We start from the raw sequence: 26412 nt of genomic DNA on the forward strand, positions 1-26412 counted from the left end.
CAACTATAGAGTAGACGCTCCATTCATAGAAATCGTTGCATTGTGGCTTTAATCACTTCGAAGACCTTTCAAAAAACAAAGCAACAAGGCATAAATGCCATAAGCACCTAGATAAGCGCCAGTGAACAGAAACAGCTTGTTCGTAAAAACAACATGGATATTCGTCATGAATACCGTATCATCCCGAAGGATCTGGTACACACTCAGGGAGCTGATTACACCAACCACATACGCGCATAGTACCGCTGCTCCCTCGAACACCGGTTTGAAGGGGGGCAGTAACCAAGCACTACACAGCATCACCAGCGGAATCAAAATAACAAATATAACGATAATGATCGACATCTTCACTTTCACCTCTTCAACAGCATTGACGTTTTTCTTGTCGAAAATACAGAAACCATCTTTGCCTCTCCTATGAAAATGAGCAATAGGCAATTGATTCTTTTACCTTTCTGTGGCAAGATTAGCGAAGAACCGCTAATAGGATACTTTGTGCAAATGCCGAAGTCCCTCCTAACCAACGAATGAACAGGAGTTTATGATCTATGTCTAAACCTTTTTTCCGATTATTGACCGAGTTGTCTTCACGCAAATGGGTCTCTCAACTGACAGGTGCCCTTGCCCGTTCCAAAATAAGCCGGTTATTTATCCCACGCTTTGCCCAAACCTATGGCATTCGTATTGAAGATGCTGAGAAGCATATCAAGGAGTATAAGTCCCTGAATGATTTCTTCACGCGCAGATTGAAACCAGGCTTGCGTCCGATTCACGAAGACACGACTCGTGTTGTCAGTCCTGTGGATGCCATGATTACAGGTATTGGTGATATCAAAGAGGGCTTGATCGTCAATGTCAAAGGTCAAGACTATACTATTGACGAGCTGCTTAACCGCTCACCGCGCACGGTGAACTACAATAATGGTTTTTATTTCGTCTTGTATTTGAGCCCGACGGATTATCACCGGATCCATTCACCTATTTCAGGTGATATCTTAGAGAAAGAGCATGTACTCGGGAAAGTGTATCCTGTTAATGAGTTCGGCCTTCGTCATATGAAACGCGTGCTGAGCCGTAACGAGCGTCTGATCACTTTCATTCAACATGCCTCTGGAGAAGTAGCCGTTGTCAAAGTTGGCGCACTCAATGTGAGCTCCATTCAATATGTGACACCTCTTCCGACTAAGCTCGAGCGTGGTCAAGAGCTCGCTTATTTCGAGTTCGGCTCAACCGTTGTACTGCTATTTGAAGATGGGATGTTCGAACCGCGTCCTGATCTGAAGCTAGGCTCAAAAGTAAAAATGGGCGAAGACCTCGGACGTTTCTTGGACACCTAGTCGGGAAACAGAACCTGAGAGGAGAAAACCATGGCATCCATTTCAACACCATCTCCTAACCATAGCTCGAAGAGCTTGCAAGGGATTGGAGATATCAAACCAACTGTTTATCGGATTTTATTCGCAATCGGGCTTGTTCATTTGCTCAACGATTCGATTCAATCCGTAATTCCTGCTATTTTCCCCATTTTGAAAGATGAAATGGGACTAAGCTACACCCAAGTCGGCTGGGTGCAATTCGCCATCAACTTTACAGCATCCATCATGCAGCCCGTTGTTGGACTCTATACCGATAAGAAGCCATCGCCTTACATGCTGCCAATTGGGATGACATCGACGTTAATCGGCATGCTGCTGCTCGCTTTTGCACATTCGTATTGGGTTGTTCTCTTGTCTGTCTGTTTTGTCGGACTAGGCTCGGCTGCCTTCCATCCAGAAGGATCGCGTGTTTCGCATATGGCTGCCGGAAGCCGTAAAGGGCTCGCCCAATCGATCTTCCAAGTTGGCGGCAATGCTGGGCAGTCCTTGGCTCCGATTATGACCAAATGGATCTTCATTCCGCTGGGCTTGTTCGGATCCATCTGGTTTACCGGCGTCGCGGCTGTCGCGATCGCTGTACAATTGTACATAGCACGTTGGTACAAAGTTGTCCTTCAAGACGCACCGGTGAAAGCCAAAACCGTTGTGAAGCGCGTCGTTAGTCCTCAGCGACGCAAGCAAGTCATGTTCGCTATCAGTGTTTTGATTTTCCTTGTATTTGTTCGTTCTTGGTATGGCGCGGCGATGAGCGGCTATTTCGCCTTTTTCCTTCAAGACACATATGGCATTTCCATCGACAGTGCGCAAAACTTCATTTTCTTATTCCTAGCAGCGGGAGCTGTGGGCACTTTCTTCGGCGGGCCGATCGCGGATCGCTTCGGTAAGCGCAATGTCATCTTCTTTTCCATGCTAGGATCAGCACCATTCGCCTTATTACTACCCCATGTATCCGTCGGTTGGGCGTATGTATTGCTCGTCATTATCGGTGTTATCCTGTTATCCAGCTTCTCCGTTACTGTCGTGTATGCTCAAATGCTTTTCCCAGGCAAAGTTGGGACAGTATCAGGGCTCATCACGGGTCTCGCCTTTGGTCTAGGAGGCATCGGAAGCGTCGTGCTCGGTAACCTCTGCGATGCCATCGGAACAACCCGCGTCATGGAGCTATGTGCTTTCTTGCCTTTGCTGGGGGTACTCACATTCTTGCTTCCTACGGATCGCAAGTTGAAGGAATGGACGGAAGAACAAGCGTAAGAAATGAAAAAGCCACTTCGCCTATTATTGTGAAGTGGCTTTTTTCCTGCCAAAATTTCTGCTGCCCAGTCTACGCTAGTTCGATTGATGAAACTGTCGCTGCCGCTGACCGGACGCTGCTCTTGAGCACAATTTTTGTGCGCTAGCATGCTGCCGCTGACCGGACGCAGCTCTTGAGCACAATTTTTGTGCGCTAGCATACTGCCTCTGACGAGGACGCTGCTCTTGAGCACAATTTTTGTGCGCTAGCATGCTGCCGCTGACGGGACGCCGCTCTTGAGCACAATTTTTGTGCGCTAGCATGTTGCCGCTGACCGGACGCCGCTCTTGAGCACAATTTTTGTGCGCTAGCCTACTGCCTCTGACGAGGACGCTGCTCTTGAGCACAATTTTTGTGCGCTAGCATGCTGCCGCTGACGGGACGCCGCTCTTGAGCACAATTTTTGTGCGCTAGCATGCTGCCGCTGACCGGACGCTGCTCTTGAGCACAATTTTTGTGTGCTAGCATATTGCCGCTGACCGGACGCCGCTCTTGAGCACAATTTTTGTGCGCTAGTATGCTGCCGCTGACGGGGACGCTGCTCTTGAGCACAATTTTTGTGCGCTATCATGTTGCCGCTGACCGGACGCCGCTCTTGAGCACAATTTTTGTGCGCTAGCATGCTGCCGCTGACGGGACGCCGCTCTTGAGCACAATTTTTGTGCGCTAGTATATTTCAGAGGCGGTTGTCCCCCCCCCTTAAAGGTGCGGTCACATGCGACTTCAAATAAGGGTCCGCCATAACGCTAATTGCCCCACATGGATGTTCCACGAAAAAATAGCATTACAAAATAACGCTATTTCGATCAAAAAGAACGGAATCCTACCGTTTATGCCGAAATAACGCTATATAATAACGCTATTCTTCCGAATTCTCTACCAGACGAGTAAATAAGATGTTTTCATAGCGCTATTTTTGCGAACGAGCCTCTGCTCCATACCCTTATTACTCCATTTGCCACTTTCGCCGCACGTAACTCGATTTTTTCGATTGAATCGCGCATGACAAAGACTTTTGGCGGATGCATGAGAAAAAGCAGTTCGGCACGCTGTGACCAGCGTTGTACCGAACTGCTTTTTTCAATTAATCGTGTTGTGGTTCATGCGCCTCACGTTGGCTGCGACGACGCGCAACACCAGATTCATAAGCTGCTTCCATGACGGCTTCTCTAACCTTCTCGACAACCGCATGATTGAACACGCTTGGAATAATATAGTATTCGTTCAGCTCGTCCTCATTCACAACTGCTGCAATCGCTTTGGCTGCTGCAAGCTTCATCTCTTGCGTGATCTTGGATGCCCGGCAGTCCAACACGCCGCGGAAAATACCCGGGAAACAAAGTACGTTATTAATTTGATTCGGATAATCCGAGCGCCCTGTCGCCATTACGCGAACGTAAGGCTCTGCTTCCTCAGGCGTGATTTCCGGTGTTGGATTCGCCATTGCGAACACAATCGGATCTTTCGCCATGCGTTTCACATCATCTTGCTTCAGTACCCCTGGTCCTGAAAGTCCGATGAAAATATCCGCACCAGAAATGACATCCGATAATGTACCCCGTTCTAGACCAGGATTCGTATTTGCAGCGTACCATTCCCAAGTCTTATTCGTGAATTCGTCTCCTTGAACAATAGCCCCTTGACGATCAACACCAATGACATTGGTAACACCCGCTGAGATCAACATTTTGGTACATGCAATGCCTGCTGCCCCGATGCCTGTGATAACAACCTTACACGATTCCAACTGCTTACCAACCAACTTAACAGCGTTCAGCAGTCCAGCTAGAATAACAACCGCAGTTCCGTGCTGATCATCATGGAAAACAGGAATATCAAGCTCTTCAATGAGACGTTCTTCAATTTCAAAACAACGCGGCGAGGAGATATCCTCCAAATTAATTCCGCCAAACCCTGGCGCAATCGCCTTCACTGTACGGATAATTTCTTCGGTATCCTGCGTGTCTAAGCAAATAGGGAAGGCATCTACGCCGGCCATTTGTTTAAAGAGCATCGCTTTCCCTTCCATCACGGGCATTGCCGCTTCGGGTCCAATATTGCCAAGTCCAAGAACAGCCGTACCATCCGAAACAACGGCAACAGTATTCCTTTTTATCGTTAACGAATGTGCCTTGCTCGGATCTTCATGAATGGCCATACAAACCCTAGCTACACCAGGTGTGTATACGCGGGACAAATCATCCCGATTTTTAATCGGTACTTTGGGCGTAACTTCAATTTTGCCACCCAAATGTAACAAGAAGGTCTGATCGGATACGTTAATGATGCGAACACCTGGAATAACCTTAAGTGCTTTCGTAATCGTTTCCGTATGCTGGGGATCACTTACTTTGACCGTAATATCACGTGTTGTCGTTGTTTTGCTAGCTCGAGTGACGTCAATCGCGACAATATCTCCGCCCGCATCACCGATTGCTGTAGCAATTTTCCCAAAAGTTACGAGTTCTTTATGTATTTCCAGACGTACGATGACACTTGTGCCTCCGCCATTTAATCCAGCCATCTTAAGGATCACTCCTACGAAAAATAATTTAATTGACCACATGTTAGATAATAACATACAACCTATTGCAATCAAAGCAATCAGCCAAAAGACTTCTTTTGCGCAGCGATAGAGACTTTTTATGGTTTATGAACAGAGTTAGGAAAGGCCTTCATAAACCGACCGAAGCAGACTGACTCCTTGCCTGATCTCTGTCTCTGTCAAATGTGCAAATCCGAAGCAGGCGCCTGCTCTCCTGTCTGGGAGCGCGTAGTTGCCGGCGTCGGTCCAAGAGACGCCGGCAGCCCTGCATGCGGCTGCATAGTCGTGGTAGCTGCGCAGGTCTCCGCGCCACCACCCAAACAGATGCAGCCCGCTATCGCTGTCCACCCACTCGAAGAGGGTGGACAGCTGCTCCTGCAGCAGCGCCTGCAGGAGCAAGAACTTGCTCGCGTACACCCGCCGCATGCGGCGCAGGTGTCGCTCGTAGCCGCCGCTCGCCATGAATGCGGCGAGCGAGCGCTGTTCGAGCAGCCCCGTCGGGTGCGGCTCGTATAGCCGCTTCGCGGCTGCGAAAGCGTCGTGCAGCGCCTCCGGCAGCACGACATAGCCGATGCGCAGGTCCTGCAGCATCGTTTTGGAGAAGGTGCCGATGTAGACCACTCGGCCCTCTTGGTCCAGCACCTTGAGCGGCTCAATCGGCCGCCCGCGGTGCCTGAACTCGCTGTCATAATCGTCTTCGACGATGACAGCGCCTTGCTCCGCCGCCCAGCGCAGCAGCTGCTGGCGGCGCTCCAGCCCCAGCACCGCCCCCGTAGGGAATTGGCGGCTGGGGGTCACGAACAGCAGCCGCGCGTTCCACGGCTGCGGGATCAGCCCTTGCCCGTCCACCGCCGCGTGGACGGGCACGCCGCCAGCCGCCAGCACAGCGCGGCTGGCGCCTTGGTACCCGGGGCGCTCCAGCACCACGGGATCGCCCGGGTTTACAAGCAATTGGGTCAGCAGGGCAATGGCCTGCATCGACCCATTGACGATCACGATGCGTTCTGGTGGCGCATCGATGCCCCGCATTCGCCTCAGGTGCAGCGCAATCGCTTCGCGAAGCGCGTAGTGCCCCTCGGCGATGTGAGCGTCCTCTTGCGGCGATTCCGTCATCCGCCGCACCTGCTCGTACATCCCGCGGTTCCACTGCTCCCGCGGGAACTGTTCCATATGCGGACGCGCCACAGTGAACGAAATCTCCGCACTTGCACGATCTCGCTTTTCTGGCTGCTTCCCCTCTCTCACCGTCTCATTCACACGATCTTGCTTTTCTTCCTGCATCCCTACGCCAGCAGTCTCACTTGTCCTTGCCCGTTCCCCTTCTATTCCCTGCTCCCTTGCACCAGCCGTCCCAATCACCCGCATGCCCCAAGCCGATAATTCAATCTGCTTCCCAGCGTGCGCTTGAAGCTGCATCTGACCATCGGCATATACAACGAATGTTCCCCTGCCTACATCCGCCTGCAAATATCCCTCCGCGATCAGCATATCGTACACTTGATTCACGGTCCCTCTCGAAATGCTTAGCATATCTGCCAATTCCCTGCTGGATGGCAGCTTCGTATGCAGCTTCAGCTTATTCCCCACAATTTCATCGCGAAGCGCATGATACAAGGCGGCATATTTACTAGGATACCGTGTGAGGTACACTTGAAATGGCACATATATAGCCATAAGATCCCTACTTTTCACTTTGTAGTGGTACATATAAATTAAGTCATATTGGTTCTTTTTATTAATCCAATCATACCGTATGCTAGCTAAAACCACATTCTATTTTTCACATGTTAGGAGAATACAAACCATGAATCTACGACCACCAACCCTTGAAGGAACTCGCGTAACACTGCTTCCCCTGCAAGAATCGCATATGCCAGAATTAGCCGAGGCAGCCAATGATCCAGCTATCTGGTCCTACATGACTCCGCTAGCTCGACTAGTCGATGTCCAACAATTCGTTCATCAAGCACTAGAAGAGCAGCAGGCCGGGAAAAGTATTCCTTTCAGTGTCTATGATAAGCAGCAGGAGAAAATCGTAGGCAGTACGAGATTTTTTGATATTTCTGCCCCGCACCGCCAATTAGAAATTGGTCATACCTGGTACAACCCCCAAGTCTGGCGTACACGCGTCAACTCAGAATGCAAGTATTTGCTGCTCCAATACGGCTTCGAGACTCTGAACCTGCTGCGTGTCCAACTCAAAACAGACCTTCGTAACGAACGCTCTCAAACCGCAATTGCTCGTCTAGGCGCTCAAAAGGAAGGCGTTCTTCGTCAGCATCGTGTGCTTCACGACGGCTATGTGCGTGACACGGTCATGTTCAGTATCCTCGATAAAGAGTGGCCGCAGGTTAAGCAACGGTTGGAGGGTTTTTTGAATAGATAAGCGGAAGAAGGAAACTATCATCTACTCCTTTTTGTTGCTTTTATTACAAACTAAAAAGAGGTTTCCCAAAAGCCATCTAAGTGGCTAGGAACCCTCTTTTTAAGCACCTTGTTCGTGTCGTGAATACAGCTGCGCAACTTGAAAAATGTAAATGTGCAACCTTTTTTATCAAATGAACCTCTCTATCTAAAATGCTTGCGAAAGTGCAACTATTTCTGCCGACACTCCTCATTTTGGCGCATTTTCGACCAAAAGGTTGCACTTTCGCACGCATTCTTCAATCTTTAGCCGTTTCCCCCGAAAATAAGTGCACTTTAGCATTTTTGATCATTTTTATTTCATTTTCTTTTACATTTACACGTTGTGTATTGGGTTGGGGACCAGCCCCTCTTATAAATAGTAGGTATGATCCAGCCTAATTACCGTGCCGCCTTCGAATCCATATTGATTGTCTTCCGTACCAAGCATTCCTCTTTTTATGATAGGATCCTTGTATTGATAGGTACATTTCACGAACACTCACCTGCATTTCCTAGAGTGATTTTACAATGCTCTTCCTTATTTTAAAGAGATTCTCGTCGTCTGTAATTGGCCCAAAGTAACAATATGGGTACCAAAAACACACAGTACCGAGTAAGCACGCTAGAAATCCTCGGAAAATTTGTTTAGCGCAGTGACGTATAGGTATGAAAGTGATATAATAACTGGGAAAAAATGAATCGCTCATTGGAAGGAATGACCCACTCTTATGAATCCTTTGGCAAGACAGCTAAACGAGACCCTGCAACGTGAAAATTCTCACGTACATGACATGCTATCCGCATTAGGTAAATCGATTTACTTCCCGAAAGAAGGCATTCTTAGCCAATCGGCTGAAGCGAAGGCCAAAGCCAAGAAATTCAATGCAACGATCGGTATTGCCATCGAGAATGGTCAGCCTATGCATCTGAAGGTCATTCAAGACACACTCTCCACCTACAACCCTAAAGATATATATGAATACGCTCCACCTGCTGGTAAGCCTGAGCTTCGTACCGCTTGGCGCAAAAAAATGCTCGAAGAGAATCCAAGCATTGGCAGTAAGCTCATCGGTAATCCGATTGTCACGAATGCTTTGACACATGGTCTAAGTATCGCAGCTGACCTATTTGCTGATGTGGGTGATGCCGTTATTATCCCTGATAAAAACTGGGAAAACTACGAGCTTACCTTCGAGATTCGCCGCGGCGCTCAAATCGTGAATTACCCGCTCTATAACGAGCAAGAGCGTTTTAATTCCGAAGGCTTGCGTGAAGCGCTTCTCGCTCAGAAGTCCAAAGGCAAAGCGATTGTCGTATTGAATTTCCCTAACAATCCAACTGGCTACACACCTGACGCGGAAGACGGTAACGCGATTGTTGCCGCGATTCATGAAGCAGCAGAAGCTGGCATTAACGTTGTTGTTCTAACCGACGATGCTTACTTCGGACTTTTCTTTGAAAATTCCTTGCATGAATCCTTGTTCGGTCAATTGGCTGACCTTCACCCGCGCGTGCTTGCTGTCAAAGTTGACGGAGCAACCAAAGAAGAATACGTTTGGGGCTTCCGTGTAGGCTTCATTACGTATGCGGGTCAAAGCGATGCACTACTTAGTGCGCTCGAGCAGAAAACAATGGGGATCATTCGTGCCACGATTTCCAGCGGACCGCATCCATCGCAAACCTTCGTGCTTCATGCTTTGAATTCACCAGAATTCAATGTACAGAAGCAAGAGAAATACGAAATCATGAAAGGCCGCGCGAACCGTACGAAGTCCATCTTGGACAGCGGAAAGTTCGACGATGTATGGGGCTACTACCCTTTCAACTCCGGTTATTTCATGTGCTTGAGGCTCAAAACTGTTGATGCCGAAACGTTGCGTGTGCATCTGCTGAATCAGCATGGTGTAGGTACAATCGCGCTAGGCGAGACTGACCTTCGCGTAGCATTCTCTTGCATCGAAGAAGGCAACTTGGAAGAGTTGTTCAACCTTATTTATCAAAGTGTTAAAGAAATAGAGGCAGTTGCCACACATAAATAACTGCTGTAACATAAAAGCACTCTCTAACTTCATCAGTGTTAGAGAGTGCTTTTTATCATGGGCGAATATTCTTTCAGCAAGTTCAAAGTAGCCTCTGCACTTATCGGTTTACTGAGGTAATAACCCTGAACTTTATCACATTCATATTGACGCAATACATCCAATTGTTCCTTATGTTCGACTCCTTCGGCTATGACCTTTAGTCCGATATTATGGGACAGCTCAACAATGGTCTTCATAATCGTCTTCATAATTCGGCTGTCACTGTCGGAATGAGACAAGGCATCAACGAAGCTCTTATCAATTTTTACATAATCGATCGGCAGGCTCTTTAAATAATTGAGAGAAGAATAACCCGTACCGAAATCATCTAACAACATTTTAATACCTAAGTCTTTCAGCTGTTCAAGCTTCCTCTTATTGGAATCGAAAGATTCCATCATCACCGTTTCTGTGATCTCAATTCCAATCCATTCAGGATTAACAGCTGTATCGTTCAGAATGCTTTGCACATTACTTACAAATTCAGGCTGCATAATATGATGACCAGATGCGTTGATTGTCACTCTTACCATATGACTTCTACCTTCATTTAACTGCTTTGCAAACATACAAGCACGATTGAATACCCATTTCTCAATATTGACAATGCTTCCCGACTTCTCTGCAATTTGGATAATCTCAAACGTAGATACTTCAGATAATACCGGCGAATGGTGCCGTAGCAAGGCTTCGACACTCGCGATTCTCCCGCTTTCAGATTCATAAATGGGCTGGAAGTACAGCTCAAACTGCTCATTTCGCAGCGCTTCCTTGATCCCATGTTCAATTCTTGATTTTCGAGCAATTTGGATCTGTATGCTCTCATCATAGATACTGTACTGATTCTTCCCATTCTGTTTAGCTCGGTACATCGCCATATCTGATTTCTGCAGTAATTCCTCCGCATGGTCACCGTGCTCGGGATAGTAGGCGACCCCAATGCTCGATGAAATCTGGTAAGCTTGTCCCTTTATCATAATCGGTGTCATAAGCACGGTAATAATATATTGTAAAATAGCTTCTACATCATCTCTGACCTCCGCTTGATTCAGAACGATAATAAATTCATCTCCACCGATCCGAGCGATCATTTTGTCTCCATAAGGGATGGATTGAAATCGATCAGCAACCGCTTTCAACACATCATCACCTGCCAAATGCCCCAATGTGTCGTTGATCAACTTGAAATTATCCAAATCAATATAAATGAAGGCTATGTTAGCATCATGAGCGCGTTTAATAGACTCACTTATCGATTCCATTAAGCTTCGGCGATTTAGCAAATTAGTTAAGACATCAAAGTAAGCTAATTTGTAATTCTTCTCCTTAGATGCAATTAAGTCCTGGTCTCGATTTCGAATACCGTCGATCATATGATTAAAACCATTGGCGAGCGCCCTTACCTCATCATAACTATCGACTCTAGCACGTACATGATAGTTTCCCTGCTCTACCGACTTCATTAGCGTTACCAGTCTCACTACTGGAGCTATCCCCCTCAACGCAAAGAAGTATGCAAAGAGACCAAACACGGCCAAACAAAATAAACCAATCATAAAGACCGGCAAATGAATCCTCCATAAGTCCTGATTAATTTCCTGCTTGCTTATTCCCGTGACAACCATCATGCCATTCGGCGTTAATGTACCAAGCTTCAAATAGTAGGATTTCCCTTTTATGCGATACGCCGTTTGCTCGGTTTCAGCCGTTTTTACAATCTGCGCCATCTCGTCTCCAAAGAGTCGCTCACCGATCCAGTACCCTTCTTCATTGGCAATGACTGTTCCATTGGGATTCAATAGCAAAACAAACCCTTGCTTCCCCATATTCGCATGACCAATGATTTGGCTGATGGAGGATAAGTCGAAATCTACACCTACGACACCTACGAGATTTCCAGAGTTTGTTTGAACGGTACGAGACGCAGTCATAATGATCTTTTGATCCAAATAATCTAGATACGGTTCGGACCAAACCGTCCGCCCATTTGTCTGTAAAGCCTGTTTGTACCAAATTTGCTCCCGAGGATCGTAATTAGCAGGAAGATCATCAGATAAGCCTATATATACCTTGCCATTCACAACACCAAACTTGATGCCACTGCTGTTCGGTATCGTTTTTTGCATTAAATCAATAAGTGACTTCAACCAAAATGGTTCGGACGTCGTAGGCACATTTTGAATCTCTTTGACTTGAGCAAACTCTTTGATAAACTGATCTGCATGGCTGAACATATTTTGAAATTGCTGGCTAGAATGCTTAAGCACCAGTTCGGACTGATCATAATATTTTTTTTCGAGACTTGCTTTCGTATTTATGTAGGAAAAATAAGAGAAAATCACCATTGAAGCTAATCCGATTATCACTAATAAGGCTGTCGCTTTATATTTAATGCTATTCCATTTCAAGCTTACCTCTCCTTCTGCTATATCAAAGGATGCATTTATTTCCTTAAGAAGTTATCGATCATAAACTGCTTCCCAAGCAAAGTCGCTATATTCCTAATTTCGTTATACATGCTATCATCGAAAGTAACATACTTCTCAATCTTGGAATCAAATGCCACAATAGCATCTGGAGCCTTCTCATGCATCGTCGTCATGGCTTGCCTGAATTTATTTTTGGCAGCCTTAGGAATATCTGCCCTCGCTACAAAAGGCGAGCCCGGAATCAGTGAAGACTTCCAGAGAATAGTGACTTCCTTCTGCTTAACCTTACCGCTTTCAATCAATCGATTTAAAGTTAAATCTTCTAAAGCACCTGCATCTGCCCTCTTCTCCATGACATCCATGATCACTTTGTCATGTGTGCCGGAGTAAATGACTTGATTAAAGTAACGCGTATAATCCAAGCCTCTGCTTTGAAACAGCGAATAGGGGATCACAAAGCCTGAAGTCGAACCAGGATCCACGAAAGCAAATTTTTTACCTTTCAACTCGTCAATCGTGCTGAACCCTGCATCCTTCCGAGCCACGATGAGAGAGTGATAACCGGTTCCTGTCCCGACCCTATGTTGAATCACCAAAGGTTCCAGCTTCATTTCACTCTCAGCAGCAATATATGAGAAAGCTCCCAACCAGGCGATATCTACCTTCTTCTCATTCATAGCATTAATCAAGCCAGCGTAATCCTTAGATACAAAAACTTCGATCTCATACCCGGTCTGTTGCTCCAAATAGTTTTTAATCAGCATAAAATTCTTCTGCATCGTCTCCGGTTGACTTGAAGGAATAAGCCCAATTGTTAATTTGGCTGGAGGTCTAGCACAACCCATCGTTAAGCTGGTTACAAGGAATATAATCAGTACTGCAAGATTGATTTGTCGCTTCATCATTTTCTCCTAAAAGCTTCCTCTGGAAGCTAGCCTTGAAAGCTTATGCGGACTAGTAGGACATTACTAGTAATATAACATTAAATATTGCGTTTTTTTGTTAACCAATTGTAAAACACATGCTTAATGTCTCTTCTGCTCAGATGCCCCTATTTGTTCTTTTACAACATAGAAGCCAACTTCCCAGCGATTGCTTGCAATGACACTTCGTATTCAAGCGCACCAAGTTGTTTCGCTACCCTGGGCATCCCATAGACGATGGAAGATTGCTCATCTTGCCTAATCGTACGCGCTCCTTTCGTTCGCATCGCCAACGTTCAGGTTGCACCTTCATCCACTCACTCCTTTCGGTAGATAAAAGCGCTTGGAAATATCTTCTGAATAATCAGTAAATGTAGAAAAATGTTTGAATTTGTAAGGAATATATTACCATGACTATAATCCCGATAAAATAATAAGTAAATAGTTATATATGCCTATGAGTAGGTAGTCCAAAAAGACTATTAAACAGTTTCATTGGAAACTATATACGACAAAAAGACGTTCTATTTTTCAATAGAACGTCCTCTGGGAATACTTTTGAAAGTGCTCACATTGAAGTCGGGCATTGTGGAGGCGGCGCTATTACAAAGGTTGAGCTGCTCCGGGAATATCGACCACGTCCCACCTTTACCTCGGAATCGTCGAACTCCTCAACAAGGCCTCCGTCAATCATTTTTCCATTTAACAACACCATGATATAGGTTGCAAACAACATTGCGTTCGTAAAATCGACATCTCGATGAATGATAACCATGTGCCCCCCTGGAATGTAGTATACATATTACTTCTCGGTATAATGAATAATTCCTTCCATTGATATAGTTTAGTTTTCTAATGTGGTAAGAAAAACCCATTCGAACTGAATGGGCACTCAACAAACAACGACTATATGTCGTCGCTGTCTTTCAACGTTGCTTCTATAAGTCGATCCAAGCCAATGGCACTTATCATCATTCTTTCCTTGTGATTTCCTAGCAACTTTTGCGACCAATCTACGAAACCACCGTCCCCGATCAGAAGCTCTCGTCCGTTTATCTCTACAATAATCGTAAACTGGACGCCTTTATAGTAGGGATTACTTGCCTTATCTGAGCTTTCGTAGGTCATGATTTCTGGCAACTGCTCTTTGATGTGTTCACTAAGATGTTCAATGAGCCCTCTAGAATCTGTATAGCCCTCAAGCTGCTTGAATCTAACCTTGATCGTGGTTTGAAATAAAGTATGGAATATGCTTTGATAGATGCGAAGTTGTTCAACTAGTGTCTTTTTCTCAAAGGCATAGGATCCGCTATCTTTCCCAGAAGCAACCATATGAAATAGACTGAAGTGTGTTAGGGAACCTGGACTCGTAAATTGTTGTGCTCTCACAAGTCGGTGTGTTGTACAATATTTAACCGTCTGTTCCCGATTTGATAATTTGCCTTCTTTTAGCAGCTTACAGATTTGCAGCGCTAATACATTGGTGGCGTCCGACACCACCTCAGTCCCCCTCAGGGCCGATACAATCTTGTTTTGACTCGCTGGAGCAACAACTGAACAAGAGCCTAGTGGAGCAACTGGTGATAGTTGAATGGGTTTGTAGGCTGCCAATTGAGCCATGGTCAGCATGTCAATTTCCATTTGCTTCAGAACGATTGGATTTGTAGATGATGGCTCCACAAATCGATTCGTTGCAAAGGCATTCATCAATTCACGGGGAGACATTTCACTCGTCTTCTTGCTAAATAATGCGAGCATTATCGTGGTGAGGTCAGATAAAGGGATTTGTTGGCTTAATTCGTCTATCAAATTGGGCTTGCCTATTTCGTCTAAAATGCGTTGAACACTCTTATGCTGAGTCACGGGTCACACCCCTATGTTCGTAGTTTGATCTTCCGTCATTTTAAGCTAAGAATTGGGAAATGAAAATAGAAAAAACAGGGCAAGGAATGATCGAATGATCCCTGCCCTGTTTCCTATTCATATCTTGTCGAGAGATTCATACCCTCCAAATAAAAGTCATTCAGCGTGATCGGATGAGAAGAAGTAATCACAATTTCCTCGCCTGGGAACACCGTTACGTAATTACGATCAAGATGGATTAGCTCCTGAGGAACTTTTTGAATAAGATAAACCGCCAGTGCTGCTACAGATGACGTGTTAGTGAGAACAATTTGATTAGGCTGTGCTCCTAGTCTAACCTGAACATCTGCTGATGGCAGGCGTCTGAAGGGCTCAAGCGGACTTGGTGCATCCACGGTAAATACGTATTCATTCCCTCCAAGAACCTGATGATTGACATCCGTGACTGTCAGACGCATGCAAAACACTTGTTCCGGAACAGTCTCCACGTGCCACCTTATCTGGCCTGCATACTTGTTGTATACTTTGTCATCTACTTGGTACTCTTGCCGCTGAATCACGGAACCATCTACGCGAATTAGCTCCACATGAATTCTATGCGCTTTTCGGGACAACCCCATAGTCTCATCATGCAGAAAAATATCACTAAGGAAGTCCTGGCCTTGCGCATACGATAGTCGGTCGTATCTTGCAGACACATGCAGACCGCTGAAGACTTTCTTCATCGCATAGTAGGCCGGCTTAGGCATACCGTCATACTCGAGCAGCGATGTATTCGCATTATTAGAGAAAGGCTCATTACCCATCCAGACGATAAATCCAGATGTGATGGGTTCACGACGGCGGGTAGCTTCCGCCATGTACCTCAAGGATTCCATCTGTACGAATCGGCTAGCCTGGCAATAGAGGGCCATTTCATCTCGCTTAGCATCCCACTGGCCGAATAGCTCACTAAGCTGGTCCCATTGAATCCACCAAGCACCTCGATGAAGCCAATAGGCATTATCCTTCGTCGGTGGCCAAGGCGTTAGCCGATCAGCCCACTTCTGCAATAATTCTACTCTGGAAGCGCCAGGTGTGCCCGCCTCGGTTTGCAATAAGCAATCGTTATGATTAAAGAACGAATAATGCTGCTCTTCCCCCATAAATAACCAAGGTCCGTGTACGTCGTGATGCACACCTTTTCCGAAATCCACTTCACTTGCACAGAACCGGGGTCCCGAGGCACTAGCGGGGAGGAACCTGCGGCTTGGGTCAAGCTCGTCAACAAGCTTTTTTAGCATGGCAATATTCCCGTGACGTTCGTCAACCGGCTGAAATTTCTCCCACATCAACTCGTTCCCTCCACACCAAATCATCAGACTTGGATGCGATCGCTTCTCCAGCACGGCCGCACGTGAGACTTCCTCCAGTTGGTAAAGGAAAACTTGGTTATCCGGTGGACAATTGTTCAACCCGCTTGAGGATTGTAGAAATTCTTGCCAAACCATAAGCCCGTTACGGTCGCAATAATCGTAAAACGCCTCTTTCTCGATAATTGCTCCGCCCCAAACACGAAGCAAGTTCACATTCATTTCTTTAAACCGCCCTAAGTGATGTTCATACTGTTCACGATATACATTTCCATAGAACGGGGTGATAGGCACCCAATTCACACCTTTCATAAAGATTCGCTTACCATTGATAAGCAAGGTGTATGGCAGTGCAGCTGTTGGTGAACTTTCGTTCTGTACGAATGCCATAGTGCGGAAACCGATTCGTTTGGTATCCGAATGACAAAGATGACCTTCCTCATTGGAAATGGCTACACTTGCTTGATATGTCGGGTGATTGCCATAACCGTTCGGCCACCACAGCTCTATTTCCTTCATTGTGACCTGATGCTCCGCTTTACGAGCGCCCCCCTGAAGATGCACAATTTCCCGCTCATAGTAAACAGTTTGGTCCTTATCGTTATCGACGCGATATTCGAAGGCATACCTGCCTGATTTCCATACTTCCACTTCCGTTTTGAAATGTACGGTTCCCTCTATTCCATTGTCTTCTACACGGGATTCTGGATAATAATCGACGATCTTAAGATCATTATATGTGTTCAACATCACGTCCTTCCAGATTCCAACCGGGACGATACGAGGACACCAATCCCAACCGTAATTGAACCGTGATTTCAGTCGACTAATCTCGTTGGAATACCCGATCTGACCATCAACTTCTGGACTGGGTAGGAATACGATTTGCAGCTGGTTCGTTTTTCCCTTTCCCATGTGTAGTCGGGAGCTTACTTCGATTCTCACGGGCTTGAACATGCCATCGAAAGTCGCAAGTTCTTCACCGTTCAGATAAATATGTCCCTTATCGTCAAGACCTTCAAATACCAGTTCGCATCGATCCTTGATCCAGTCGTCGGAAAGCTCGAACGTCTTTTCGAAGACCCAATCCCGATGGTTAACCCATTCCATCTCCATGCTTCGAAGGCCTTGATTCGGGTCGGGCAGCCAACCTGCCGCAATTAAGTCCATCTGGACAGAACCCGGAACGGATGCCTGCATTTTCGGGAGAATAGGGTTAATCGCAAATCCGAGTTCCATGGAAAGCTTGGGCTTCCACTGATTCCTATTCCATCCCGTCAGACTCCAGTCTATACTGCTTAGCACAATGCGATTGATCATGATTAAGCTCCTCACTTCTTCAACGAAAAAGAGAGGGCCGATAATCGGCCCCTCCTCCATTTATTTTTTGGCCTTAAATGCTTCATATTGTTTGGTCAGCTCATCCGTGATGACTTTGCCTCCTGCTTTGGTTACCGCTGCTTGAACAGCAGGGATTCCTTTCGCAGAATCCAACACACCCATGTTGAGTGGCTTGAAAAATTCGTTGTCTAGTGGCGTCGCCTTCGCTACCTCTGTTTTGATGGATTCCGTATTTGGTGCAAATCCGCTAAATGGAGAAGCTGTAAAGTTCTCCGCATTACGTGCGTAGTCGAACCATTTCTTATCCTCCGGCAGCATAGAAGTAGGCGTACGAACTAGGGTCGGTCTCCAGGTCAGAACGAAACCAGGGAAAGAGTATCCGCTGCCTTTTATCGTTTCGTATTGATCATTTCCAACGGCTTTCCAGTGAGTTCCTTCAATACCTAACTCAAGTAAATCGTGATTTTCTTTAATAGATAACCATTCAGACAAAGCAATCACTTTATCAGGGTTTTTGGAGTTTTTATTCACGACAAGGAAGTTCCACTGTTTAAAATCCGAATACGGCTTTGGCGTTTCCATCGTATAGGCCGGAACAATTTCAAGCTTTGCACCAGGAAGCTTCATAGCATCCAGATACTTCTTGCCTTCTTCACCATCCGCCACATATTTGACTGCCGCAAATTTCCCAAGATTGAACAAGGAAGGCGTATTTTCTTCTTGCGCGATATTTTTGGAGAAGATACCGTCTTTATAATATCTCGACATTCTTTCGGTAAAAGTTTTGAATTCAGGTATATCGGATAGAGGAGCAATCTTGCCTTCAGATGAACCAACAAAATAATTAACTCCGATAGGCATATACTTATTTACTTTTTCCCATGCGGTATCCGAGAAATAATTCTCCCAGAGCAGACTGGCATCTCCTGTATTTAAGCCGAATGGAACGATATCTTTTTCATTTTGTTTGACTTTATATAAGAAAGCTTCCATATCCTGCAGACTTTTGATGGGGCCTAAGCCATATTTCTCCCGCAAGTCCTTGCGAATAACAAATCCGTTAATCTTGCCTTGTACCACACCGAGAGGAATGCCGTATACCTTGCCTTCGAATTTGTTGGCACTCCACATTTGTTGCGGAATGGATTGTACCAGGTTCGGTGTCTTCTCTTTGCTGATATAGGTATCCAGCGGAAGAATAGAGCCACTGGTAATCATTTGATTCATATGAAGCCAAGGAGCATCTAGGAACATGTCGAAATTTTCGCCTGCGGATGCTTTAACGGATACCAAATCCCCATAATCAGACCATGGAATAAATTGAACATTTAATTTAATGCCCACATTGTCTTTAGCTAGCTTTTGGTTAACAGCGTTCAGGACAACTTCAAAGTCTTTGGGCGTATCCCCTGGAAAAAGCCCTTTAACCTCAACAATCGGCGCTGCGGGCTTCGGTGTTGTTGTTGCCGCTGCTGTGCTTTCTAACTTTGGCGCTTCCGTGGCAGTTGGACTAACCGTTTCTTGTTTGCTGCACCCTGTTAACGCCATTGCAATGACGACTGGGATCGTTAACAATGCTGGCATTGCCTTCCGATTTGCGAACCCCTTCTTATTTGCTGCCATGTTCGTATTCCTCCTCAATTTGTTTATGCTGAACTGAACAGAGTTCAGTAAGAGCCGAGATCATTGGATTAGCCTTTGAGCGCACCGATCGTTAAACCTTTAACGAAATATTTCTGCAGCACAGGATACAAGAAAACAATGGGGCCAATAGTAACTAGCGTGGTAGCCATCCGAACAGCAAGGCTCGGGAAGTCGGTCACGTAATTTGCCCCCGCCGGCATTAGTCTCTTCGACGCTTCGATATTCGAGATTAAACGTCGCAATACGAGCTGGAGCGGGTATTTGGCATCATCAGTGATAAATAATAACCCCATAAACCAATCGTTCCAATAAGCGAGTGCTAAGAATAGTCCTACCGAAGCCAGAATAGGCGTTGATATCGGAATCATAATTCGGATAAATATCGTCATCTCGTTAGCTCCATCTATTCTTCCTGCGTCCTCCAACTCTTCCGGAATAGTACGGAAAAAGCTAACCATCAGAAATACATAGAAAGGTTGAACAGCTATGGGGAGTATGAGCGCCCATAACGAATTAGACAGATGGAGCCAATTAGACATCAGGATATAGAACGGAACCATACCTCCGCTAAATAGCATCGTGAAGTACACATAGAATCCGATCACATTGCGCACAGGATTTCGGCGATTGGATATCGAATAGGCAAGCATGGAACCAAATGTCAGTCCTAATAGCGTACCGATTACTGTAATGAACGTTGAAATAAAAAAACTGGACTTAATGATAGGCGACTGAAGGACTGCTCCAAATGCCCTGAATGATAGCTCCTTCGGCCAAATCGAGTATCCATGTAAGAGCAGATCTCTCTCCGTACTTAATGAACCTGCAACCATAAGCCAGAACGGCGTCAAACAAAATAACGCAAAACATAAGATAAACGCATAGGCTCCACATTTAAAAATGCGATCTCCGAAGCTTTCTTGCATTCCAGCCCCTCCTTCATTCAAAATAGTGCGGATTCTCGCGAGTATTTTTTTACAATTCCATTAGCAATAAGTACAAATATAAATCCCATTATGGATTGAAATAATCCAACGGCTGACGACATTCCGAAATCATGCAGTTGTCTCATGGATCTATAAACGAAGGTATCAATGACATCTGTTGTTGGAAATAAGGTGGAATTATCTTGTATAATCGCATAGATCATACCGAAATCAGCGTTAAACACCCTGCCGACCGCCAGTAAGATCAATATGGATATCGTTGGGACCAGAAGCGGCAATGTTATGCGTCGCACAATTTGAAACCGGGATGCACCATCTATTCGAGCTGCTTCATACATGTCTTCCGATATTCCGCTAATGGCTGCCAAATAAATAATAGCCAGATATCCTGCTCCTTGCCATACACGAATGACGGTTAAGATCCACGGCCATAATTTAGCTTCAAAATACCAATTGACTTCAGGCAAATGAATCGCAGATAACCAGTTATTTAACGTCGGGGATTGTCCCCCTAGGAAGGCGTTCACAATCATACTTATAACCACCCAAGACATAAAGTATGGAAGGAATATGAGTGATTGTGACACGCGTTTGAACCACTGGACGCGAATTTCATTTAATAGTACTGCAATCGCAATTGCGAAGACATTCGTAAACACAATGAACATCACATTTAGAACGAGCGTGTTCCTAATGACCAGAAAAAATTTATCCGAAGACAAGAAAAACTCAAAGTTTTTAAGTCCAACCCAGTCGCTGCCAAGAATACCTTTCGAGATATTAAAATCCTTGAAGGCAATTAACAACCCATATAGAGGGACGTAGTTAAAGAGAAGCAAAAACAAGATCCCCGGTACTGCCATTAGTAATATAAATGGACTTTTTTTCATCGTTTTTAACAAGCTCATTCCCAAATCTTCCTTTCTCTTTCTTTGTAGGATCTCTCGCTGTAAAGCTGATCGTCTTGCTCACAAACAAAGCTTACCAAGCAACAGCCATTATGGAAATTGTCGAAATGAACAGGAGCTTCCGTATTGCTCTGAAACTGGTCTCCGAAAAACGCATATGACTCAGAAAAACACAGATCATGAAACGAGTACAATAAGAAAATCACTCACTTCTTCATGATGAATCAAGGAATATGCTATGATTAGCTATAGTTCCTGGTTGAAACTGATTACGGAGGGGTTCAGTTGGTTTCAAAACGACGCATGTTATTACGTTTACAAAACAGACAAACTTATATGCGTATTCTTATTTATTTTGTAAGTATCAGTCTAGGGGCCATGACCATCAGTACGTTTTTTATTTACGCGTTATTTTCTCGATCTGCATCGGATGAGATCGCAGAGCACTCCGTAACCTTAATGAAGGAACGAGCCAATATGGCTTCATTGTTGCTGGGGTCAGTCTCCACTTATGCGATTAACTGGAGCAAGAAAACGGAAATTACAACCTATGCCTTGATGAATATGAAAGATTCCTATGAGGATAACCAAACTTGGATGCGATTTAAGGAAATCATTAAATTCAACCCCTTTATTGAATCCGTTTACATTGTGAATGGGTATACCGATTCCGTCATGACATCCAACGCTGGCTTGCAATCCGTCGATGAGTTCTGGGACAAAGAGGTCATAGATACCATTCGCTCACTGAATCAGGCATATCAGGTTACCTTTTTACCGCGCAATTTGGATACCAATTTGATCGGCAAACCCTACAACAAGAGCCTTCTTTCTATTATTATCTCTTATGAAGCGAATCGCTCTATTTCTTCTTTCGTGCTCAACGTTGACTTGAAGAAAGTTCAGTCCTATGTAGGCAATCAAGTTGACAGTGAGGCAGGCAATGAAATCAGTTTATTTAATGAAAACCATGTTTTAGTAACCAGCAACAAGGCTGCTCCAGAATTACAGAAGCTACCCGCGCTAACTCAGGCTTCCGATCAGGATAAAGGATGGGTCCAGCATGTCGTTAATGGCGATGACTACCTGCTGACTTTTGTTCCTTTTCAAGGTATCACTGGATGGACCATGGTCGAGCTCATACCCAAGAATACGGTTTTCAAAAAATTGTATGTACTTCGTAATTTGACGATTGCTTTCTACATCGCATTCTTTCTTTCACTTTTGATGATGATATGGCGTTTATCCCGTAAAATCTATTCCCCACTCGAGGAACTCATTGCTGATGTCAAGAAGAACAACGTCATCCAAGCGGATGACCCTAATCTTCAACAACCTAACGAGCTGTCCTACTTATCCCACATTTTCAATAAGCAGGAGACACAGCTTGGCCGTCTCTCGAAATATTGGAGGGACAATCGAATGGCAGCTAAAGAAATGTTTATCAAGGAACTTTTCATACACCCTGTGGAGAAACCCATGGAGAAACTGCAGGAAGCATTGCAAGAACATGAAATTACGTTAACCCCTCAATCCCTTGTTATCGTGATGTTCCGCATCGACCATTATGTTAAGTTTTGTGAAACGAATAACACACGGAATCAACGTCTTATTAAATATGCCATGCAAAATATAGTCAGGGAGGATCTCGCCGTGCCTGCAATTGAAACAGTAAGCATGGAGGGAGACCATATCGTTGCTGTCTTTAATCTGGAGAGCGAGCACTACTCGTCCAATTTATCTAATACGCTCAAGCAAATTCAGAGTCATTTTGCTCAGTATTTATCGCTATCCGTTACCGTTGTTGTCAGCAGCTACCTACAACAGTTTACGGACCTTCCTGAGGCATACCTGCAAGCTCTCGAGCACTCAAACGAACGCTTTAAAAGCGGCCGGGGGCAACTGCTCTTTACTGAAGATTCTTCGATCAGGAACGAAATGGAGTATATTTATCCGGAGGAGCTTGAGCGTTCCGTATTGAAGGAATTAAAGCTTGGACACCAAGAGGAATGTATCCATCACCTCAAGCAATTCGTTGGACATATCTCACAATACTCCTATTATGAAATTAGACTTGCCCTTACCCATTTCATGATCAATTTAGGTAAAACCATGAGGCAAGTTCGCCATGATTACAACGAATCTCACTTATGGAATCTAACGCATATCGAGAAACAGATGGATGCCTTAGAGACAACCGAAAACGTGTTGGCATGGTTAATCTCCTTGATAGGCTGTGCCTTTGAGGCAACCCAAAGTAACAAATCCGAAAGACATACCAAATTAATCAACGACATTCGACATGTTGTTGAATTGAATATCAGCAACGTCAACCTCTCTTCCAAATTCGTCGCCGACTCGCTGGGGATGTCCGTTCCGTATTTACGCCCCTTGTTCAAGGAAATCATGAATCAATCCTTATCCGATTACATCACAGGTCTGCGATTGGAAGAAGTCAAACGGTTATTAATCGAATCTGACAAAACCGTAGAAGAAATATCCAGAATCGCAGGTTTCTCTGCACTTAATTCCTTTTACACCATTTTCAAAAAAAATTACGGTGTAACCCCTGCTCAATACCGAAAGGAACATCAACAGAGCCGATATATTAGTTAACATGCACAGCAAAAAGGAGAGGGCGATATGCCCTCTCCTTTTTGCTGCATTTAGTTAATCGTTACTTTATCGATATTACCAGCCGTAATAAAGCTGCCGCCCATCGCGGTCGCATCGTCCCCGTCAATTTGGAGTTTCACCGTGCCGCCTACAGTCGTGTTAACTGTGACTGTAGTAAATGTGTTCCAATTGGCTGTTGGGGGCAAACTGATTTGGGCTGCATCTACTCCGTTCACATATAGGCTTACTTTCCCAGTAATCGTTGACCCGTTGGCGTAACGAACAGTGATACTGCTTCCGTTTGCTGCACCGCTGAACGTCAGCGATCCGCCTTGATAGAAGCTGCCCACGATCTGTCCCCCAGAAGCGCCGCCGTTGCTGAAGATAGCTGTGCCTCCGGCTAATGTCGCCGCTTCCGCCTCGAAGTTGGTTTGACCGCCACCACCTCCGCCTGATCCTGCTACTGTCATTTTATCGATGTTGCCCGCAGTAATAAAGCTGCCGCCCATGGCACTGGCATCATCCGCGTCGATCTGGATTTTGACTGTTCCGCTGACGGCTGTGTTAACAGTCACTGTAGCGAAGGTGTTCCAATTCGCCGTTGGAGGTAGCGTCAACTGCGCAACATCCATACCGTTTACGTACAGACTCGCTTTACCTTGAACACCGCTGCCATTGGCATAGCGAACTTGCACGGAACTGCCTGAGGCGACGTTGGCAAAGCTAATTGCCCCACCTTGATAGAAAGAGCCGACAATCTGACCGCCCGATGCGGCACTGTTGCTGTAAATCGTTGCTCCACCCGTAAGTGTGGCGCTTTCTGCCTCGTATTCACTCGTCGTAGATCCCGGTGAGGAGTACGCTTTCCATGTGGCTGCGAGATCCGCTGGCCTCAGGAATTGATAATTACGGCCATTGCTGTTAGCGAGAAGAATGCTCTTGGCTAGTGCAGCATCCTCAGCAGGGTCACCGGAATGCCCCCCATCACCTATTGCAACGACGACAAAGGCTGGCGTTCCCTGTGGCGTACTGTCCACCACATATTTGGCTGCATTTGCGATCTCTTGCGGCGTGGCACCATTCTGTGTCGAACCACTTATTGTCGTTTGAGAAATTTGACCGAGGGAAGACCATGTAACTGAGTTACCGTTCGTTGCCCCTTGATAGCCTCGTATTGAAAAAAACGGATTAATAGACGTAATAATCGCATTTGCCGCAGTCGATGTATCAAAATAATTCATTGTTTTAAATAAACCATTGGAGCTATCCATGTAATACTTATAGGCCGACGTAAATGCGCTCTCCCCAGCTGTCGTATTCGGTGCGCTGCCGTCGTTATAATTCGCTACAAGTTCATAAGCGTTATTGTAAGTATGTGAGGAAAGCCACTGCATCTTTTTGGGGTAAATATCCAGCAACAACGGCGGCAATGACCAACCTACGGGCACCTGACCTTTGTAGGAAGAATTTCGCCAGTAATTGTGATGGTTATAAGCCGCAATGCTCAAATTATCTCCATCTGTGATATAAAATGCGACATAGGCACCATTGTTTTGAATGGTCGCTGCAGTCGGAGCTGATGGAGCGGTAATCGCTGCTGGATCAGAGGTAAAAGAGCTGTGCACGGAATAGTTCGCTCCGTCCAAGAACGTGAAGAAATAGCCACGATCTTCAATTTCTTGGAGCTCTACCCCTTCACCATTAATCTCCCCAAGAACAGGGGTACCAGCAGGGTAATTACTCGTGTTTAGAAGGCTTGCCACTTCCGCTCGTTCCGTAGGTTTATTCGAATCTAAACTGTAAATGAATGCTTTACTTGAAACAAAATAATCAAACATCATTGGCACCAGCGCAGGGCTGCCGCCCCAATATTTGAAGCCGTGCTTAGCAACGAATGCTTTCGTGGTATCCGCTTGAAAGTAGTTGTTCTTCGCCCAACGAAATGCATCAATTTCGTTCGTGAATCCCCGTGTATCCGCGACTTGCGTATACGTTTTTCCCTCGGCTGACAAATACGACTCTATAGCCGATGACAAGGGAATGGCGTCCGTCTGGGCAGCTGCCGTGATCGCTGCCATAACCGCGCTATCATTTACAGTCGTGGACAAGCTGGGATACATAACCTTGCCTGTTAGGTAAGAAGAATAATTCTGTACCAAATAACTAAGTACGGGGAAACGTTTACTTTGATTAAGCGTTGGATACGTTTTCGTAACGGGCACCAGACCATCATCCAGAGCCATTTGATCTGTTGCTGAAGGATTCCACACCCCAGTCCACTTCTGAGGCGCATTGACCAAGTAAATTTTGGTGCTGCTGGTCCGATTCACGATGCCTTGAATAGTGGTTATTGCCAGAAGAGCCTCTGTGGTTTCCCAAGCATGCTCGCTTTTATCCTTCGTCAAATCCAAAACAACAACAGATGAAGCTGCAGGCATTTTCGGTAGCTTTGCCGTATAATCCGCTGCCTCAACGATCGATGTTTGATCCCAAGTCAAACTTATGCCTAATAAAGTGAAAAGCATGGAACAAGTCAGTACGAATGAGATAACCCTTTTTTTCATCGTTAACTCTCCTCGTCTTTAAGATATTTGCCCAACCTCACTTCCATTGATATTACAGTCCTCCTTTGCGAAGATTAAACAAGTAAGCGCTTACTCGTTTGGTTCTATCATAGAAATACATTGCCT

The 26412-nt window shown here is 45.5% G+C and carries 18 protein-coding genes; 5 read left to right on the forward strand and 13 right to left on the reverse strand.

What is annotated here, in order from left to right:
* Positions 1 to 48: 48 nt before the first annotated feature.
* The gene (locus AC58QO_RS21715; protein WP_497269138.1) at positions 49 to 345 is read right to left on the reverse strand and encodes a transposase; all 297 of its coding nucleotides are present in this window, start codon (positions 343 to 345) and stop codon (positions 49 to 51) included.
* 203 nt (positions 346 to 548) lie between these two features.
* On the opposite strand from AC58QO_RS21715, the gene asd reads away from it, so the two are divergent.
* A complete protein-coding gene (gene asd / locus AC58QO_RS21720) occupies positions 549 to 1337 on the forward strand; it encodes an archaetidylserine decarboxylase (protein WP_497269140.1) in 789 nt (262 codons plus the stop codon).
* Between the two features lie 30 nt (positions 1338 to 1367).
* Positions 1368 to 2627 carry an MFS transporter gene (locus tag AC58QO_RS21725; RefSeq protein ID WP_497269142.1) on the forward strand — a complete coding sequence of 420 codons (1260 nt, stop codon included), beginning with the start codon at positions 1368 to 1370 and terminating at the stop codon, positions 2625 to 2627.
* Between the two features lie 1124 nt (positions 2628 to 3751).
* Here AC58QO_RS21725 and AC58QO_RS21730 read toward each other — a convergent pair.
* Entirely contained in the window at positions 3752 to 5191 is a 1440-nt protein-coding gene (locus AC58QO_RS21730) for an NAD-dependent malic enzyme (protein WP_497269144.1), read from the reverse strand.
* 138 nt (positions 5192 to 5329) lie between these two features.
* On the reverse strand, positions 5330 to 6886 hold the full coding sequence (gene pdxR, locus AC58QO_RS21735; RefSeq protein WP_497269146.1) for a MocR-like pyridoxine biosynthesis transcription factor PdxR: 1557 nt from the start codon (positions 6884 to 6886) through the stop codon (positions 5330 to 5332).
* 130 nt (positions 6887 to 7016) lie between these two features.
* Between pdxR and AC58QO_RS21740 the strand changes: the two genes are divergently transcribed.
* Both AC58QO_RS21740 and AC58QO_RS21745 read left to right on the forward strand, forming a co-directional pair.
* A complete protein-coding gene (locus AC58QO_RS21740) occupies positions 7017 to 7598 on the forward strand; it encodes a GNAT family N-acetyltransferase (protein WP_497269148.1) in 582 nt (193 codons plus the stop codon).
* A 748-nt stretch (positions 7599 to 8346) separates the two neighbouring features.
* On the forward strand, positions 8347 to 9657 hold the full coding sequence (locus AC58QO_RS21745; protein ID WP_497269150.1) for an aminotransferase class I/II-fold pyridoxal phosphate-dependent enzyme: 1311 nt from the start codon (positions 8347 to 8349) through the stop codon (positions 9655 to 9657).
* Positions 9658 to 9695: 38 nt separating this feature from the next.
* Here the strand turns inward: AC58QO_RS21745 and AC58QO_RS21750 are convergent, their stop codons facing one another.
* From AC58QO_RS21750 to AC58QO_RS21790, 9 genes are all read right to left on the reverse strand, one after another.
* Positions 9696 to 12107: a bifunctional diguanylate cyclase/phosphodiesterase gene (locus tag AC58QO_RS21750; RefSeq protein ID WP_497269152.1), complete on the reverse strand. Its 2412-nt coding sequence runs from the start codon at positions 12105 to 12107 to the stop codon at positions 9696 to 9698.
* 35 nt (positions 12108 to 12142) lie between these two features.
* A complete protein-coding gene (locus tag AC58QO_RS21755; RefSeq protein WP_497269154.1) occupies positions 12143 to 13033 on the reverse strand; it encodes a phosphate/phosphite/phosphonate ABC transporter substrate-binding protein in 891 nt (296 codons plus the stop codon).
* A gap of 158 nt (positions 13034 to 13191) precedes the next feature.
* A complete protein-coding gene (locus AC58QO_RS21760) occupies positions 13192 to 13338 on the reverse strand; it encodes a chemotaxis protein CheB (RefSeq protein ID WP_497269198.1) in 147 nt (48 codons plus the stop codon).
* 281 nt (positions 13339 to 13619) lie between these two features.
* On the reverse strand, positions 13620 to 13826 hold the full coding sequence (locus AC58QO_RS21765) for a hypothetical protein (RefSeq protein WP_497269156.1): 207 nt from the start codon (positions 13824 to 13826) through the stop codon (positions 13620 to 13622).
* 131 nt (positions 13827 to 13957) lie between these two features.
* Positions 13958 to 14914, reverse strand: a complete 957-nt coding sequence (locus tag AC58QO_RS21770; RefSeq protein ID WP_497269158.1) for a hypothetical protein — start codon at positions 14912 to 14914, stop codon at positions 13958 to 13960.
* Between the two features lie 113 nt (positions 14915 to 15027).
* Positions 15028 to 17586: a glycoside hydrolase family 2 protein gene (locus tag AC58QO_RS21775; RefSeq protein ID WP_497269160.1), complete on the reverse strand. Its 2559-nt coding sequence runs from the start codon at positions 17584 to 17586 to the stop codon at positions 15028 to 15030.
* A gap of 60 nt (positions 17587 to 17646) precedes the next feature.
* A complete protein-coding gene (locus AC58QO_RS21780) occupies positions 17647 to 19230 on the reverse strand; it encodes an extracellular solute-binding protein (protein WP_497269162.1) in 1584 nt (527 codons plus the stop codon).
* Between the two features lie 68 nt (positions 19231 to 19298).
* The gene (locus AC58QO_RS21785) at positions 19299 to 20177 is read right to left on the reverse strand and encodes a carbohydrate ABC transporter permease (protein ID WP_497269164.1); all 879 of its coding nucleotides are present in this window, start codon (positions 20175 to 20177) and stop codon (positions 19299 to 19301) included.
* 17 nt (positions 20178 to 20194) lie between these two features.
* On the reverse strand, positions 20195 to 21106 hold the full coding sequence (locus AC58QO_RS21790) for an ABC transporter permease (protein ID WP_497269166.1): 912 nt from the start codon (positions 21104 to 21106) through the stop codon (positions 20195 to 20197).
* 285 nt (positions 21107 to 21391) lie between these two features.
* Here AC58QO_RS21790 and AC58QO_RS21795 point away from each other — a divergent pair, with 285 nt between their 5' ends.
* Positions 21392 to 23722, forward strand: coding sequence for a helix-turn-helix domain-containing protein (locus AC58QO_RS21795; RefSeq protein WP_497269168.1), 2331 nt, complete (start codon positions 21392 to 21394; stop codon positions 23720 to 23722).
* A gap of 50 nt (positions 23723 to 23772) precedes the next feature.
* Here the strand turns inward: AC58QO_RS21795 and AC58QO_RS21800 are convergent, their stop codons facing one another.
* Positions 23773 to 26286 carry a carbohydrate-binding protein gene (locus tag AC58QO_RS21800; RefSeq protein WP_497269170.1) on the reverse strand — a complete coding sequence of 838 codons (2514 nt, stop codon included), beginning with the start codon at positions 26284 to 26286 and terminating at the stop codon, positions 23773 to 23775.
* Positions 26287 to 26412 lie beyond the last annotated feature (126 nt).

The organism is Paenibacillus sp. J31R30 (assembly GCF_059692115.1).

Bases quoted from the DNA above. Each gene is read 5' to 3' on its own strand.
- AC58QO_RS21715 (WP_497269138.1), bottom strand. From the start codon at position 345: ATGTCGATCATTATCGTTATATTTGTTATTTTGATTCCGCTGGTGATG.
- asd (WP_497269140.1), top strand. From the start codon at position 549: ATGTCTAAACCTTTTTTCCGATTATTGACCGAGTTGTCTTCACGCAAA.
- AC58QO_RS21725 (WP_497269142.1), top strand. From the start codon at position 1,368: ATGGCATCCATTTCAACACCATCTCCTAACCATAGCTCGAAGAGCTTG.
- AC58QO_RS21730 (WP_497269144.1), bottom strand. From the start codon at position 5,191: ATGGCTGGATTAAATGGCGGAGGCACAAGTGTCATCGTACGTCTGGAA.
- pdxR (WP_497269146.1), bottom strand. From the start codon at position 6,886: ATGGCTATATATGTGCCATTTCAAGTGTACCTCACACGGTATCCTAGT.
- AC58QO_RS21740 (WP_497269148.1), top strand. From the start codon at position 7,017: ATGAATCTACGACCACCAACCCTTGAAGGAACTCGCGTAACACTGCTT.
- AC58QO_RS21745 (WP_497269150.1), top strand. From the start codon at position 8,347: ATGAATCCTTTGGCAAGACAGCTAAACGAGACCCTGCAACGTGAAAAT.
- AC58QO_RS21755 (WP_497269154.1), bottom strand. From the start codon at position 13,033: ATGATGAAGCGACAAATCAATCTTGCAGTACTGATTATATTCCTTGTA.
- AC58QO_RS21760 (WP_497269198.1), bottom strand. From the start codon at position 13,338: ATGCGAACGAAAGGAGCGCGTACGATTAGGCAAGATGAGCAATCTTCC.
- AC58QO_RS21765 (WP_497269156.1), bottom strand. From the start codon at position 13,826: ATGGTTATCATTCATCGAGATGTCGATTTTACGAACGCAATGTTGTTT.
- AC58QO_RS21775 (WP_497269160.1), bottom strand. From the start codon at position 17,586: ATGATCAATCGCATTGTGCTAAGCAGTATAGACTGGAGTCTGACGGGA.
- AC58QO_RS21780 (WP_497269162.1), bottom strand. From the start codon at position 19,230: ATGGCAGCAAATAAGAAGGGGTTCGCAAATCGGAAGGCAATGCCAGCA.
- AC58QO_RS21785 (WP_497269164.1), bottom strand. From the start codon at position 20,177: ATGCAAGAAAGCTTCGGAGATCGCATTTTTAAATGTGGAGCCTATGCG.
- AC58QO_RS21790 (WP_497269166.1), bottom strand. From the start codon at position 21,106: ATGAGCTTGTTAAAAACGATGAAAAAAAGTCCATTTATATTACTAATG.
- AC58QO_RS21800 (WP_497269170.1), bottom strand. From the start codon at position 26,286: ATGAAAAAAAGGGTTATCTCATTCGTACTGACTTGTTCCATGCTTTTC.